The sequence below is a fragment of the Siminovitchia jepli genome, from assembly GCF_047228825.1.
Classification (GTDB): Bacteria; Bacillota; Bacilli; order Bacillales; family Bacillaceae_C; genus Siminovitchia.
This window is the reverse complement of sequence record NZ_JBFEGN010000188.1, coordinates 1-1,629: the sequence shown is the minus strand read 5'-3', so window position 1 is coordinate 1,629 and position 1,629 is coordinate 1. Positions and strand designations below refer to the sequence as shown.

1 protein-coding gene and 1 pseudogene are annotated in these 1,629 nt (G+C 35.1%); both read left to right on the top strand.

Going from position 1 to position 1,629, the window contains the following annotated elements:
* Positions 1 to 777: pseudogene (locus AB1L08_RS22310) on the top strand (cation:dicarboxylate symporter family transporter); the annotation flags it as partial.
* Between the two features lie 32 nt (positions 778 to 809).
* Positions 810 to 1,487 carry a hypothetical protein gene (locus tag AB1L08_RS22305; RefSeq protein ID WP_413066764.1) on the top strand — a complete coding sequence of 226 codons (678 nt, stop codon included), beginning with the start codon at positions 810 to 812 and terminating at the stop codon, positions 1,485 to 1,487.
* The last annotated feature ends 142 nt before the right edge of the window (positions 1,488 to 1,629 follow it).

The following is a 1,629-nucleotide window of genomic DNA, read 5'->3' as shown; positions in this document are numbered from 1 at the left end:
ATTATCCCATATTTATCAAAATTTAGGGGGTATGGTAATTGAAATTATCTCGAAGATTTTTTACTCCTCAAGGCTGAAAGGGAATATCGATCAATATATCGAAACGACTGAAGAAGTACAGAGTGAAAGCCATGGTATTATGGACATTGCTGTAAAAATTGTTCCAAGTAATGTGATCCAATCGATGGCTGAAGGAGATATGCTTCCCATTATCTTCTTTTCCGTCTTATTCGGCTTAGGGATTGCAGCGATTGGCGAAAAAGGAAAACCTGTGCTGGCCTTCTTTGAAGGCGTAGCAGATGCGATGTTTTGGGTGACAAATTTTATAATGAGGTTTGCCCCATTCGGTGTATTTGCTTTAATTGGTGTATCGGTTTCAAAATTTGGTTTAGAATCCTTAATTCCACTTGGAAAATTAATGATTCTTGTCTATTTAACCATGCTCTTTTTTATTGTTGTTGTGCTTGGAGGGATTGCGAAGCTGGTTGGCATACATATTTTCCACATCATCAAAATATTGAAAGATGAGCTGCTTTTGGCCTATTCCACGTCCAGCTCCGAAACCGTACTGCCAAAAGTGATGCAGAAGATGGAAAAGTTCGGATGTCCAAAAGATATTGTTTCTTTTGTAGTTCCGACCGGTTATTCCTTCAACCTGAATGGTTCTACAGTGTATCAAGCACTTGCGGCGCTGTTTATGGGATCGATTTAAGTATTATGGAACAAATTACGCTTGTACTGGTGTTGATAGTAAGATCCAAAGGTTTTTATAATATTAACATATGTTAACAAAACAGGAGACTAGTGGTATGAAGAAAATTTTATATTCAATTTTATCGATTGTACTAGTATCAAGTCTTTTGACTAACACTATTTATGCTTCTGAACATTCTGTTCAGTCAAATTCTGTTTCAAATGATATTGATATAGCGGTTTTAAATGAGAGTTATACGATTGTTAATGCTACATTAAAGGATTCAATTTATACAGTTTATTATAAAAGTGGTAATAATTTACAAATAGTAGTTTATGATGGACAAACTGGTTTAGTTACAATTAATGGTGATGTACAAGAAGGGGTGTCTTTTGAATATGATCCATCTAGGGAGTTAAAAGATACGACTTCGTCCTCACAAAATGAATTTACTATTGCTGCAGCTAAACCGAAAAAAGGATATAAATATGTTGGTACACTGAGAGGACATACAAAAACTGCTAAAAATGCTGCATCATTGGCTGCTCAATTATCACTTACCATTCCAGGAATGGGTTGGTCTGCAAAGGTAGTAACAGTTTTATTAGGTACAGCTGCAAATACTAAAATTCCTTCAAGATATTATGAATATGATTTATATCAAAAAGGCTTTATGACTAATAAGTGGTATCAATATAGTACTGTTAGATTTTATAAAGATAAGAAATATAAAAAACGTATTGGAAAAACGTGGACAAGTAAGCCTAAAAAAATCGATCTACCCAATAGTTAAAAATTATAAGACGGCAAAAACTGCAAAAAGACTACCTTCTAGTTTAGGTGTGAGGCGATCCCTAAAAGTTAGACGTTCATGCCGCTTCCGCGGCACCATCAGCAGGATGAAAATGGATCAACGTCGAAGTATATTTTTACGG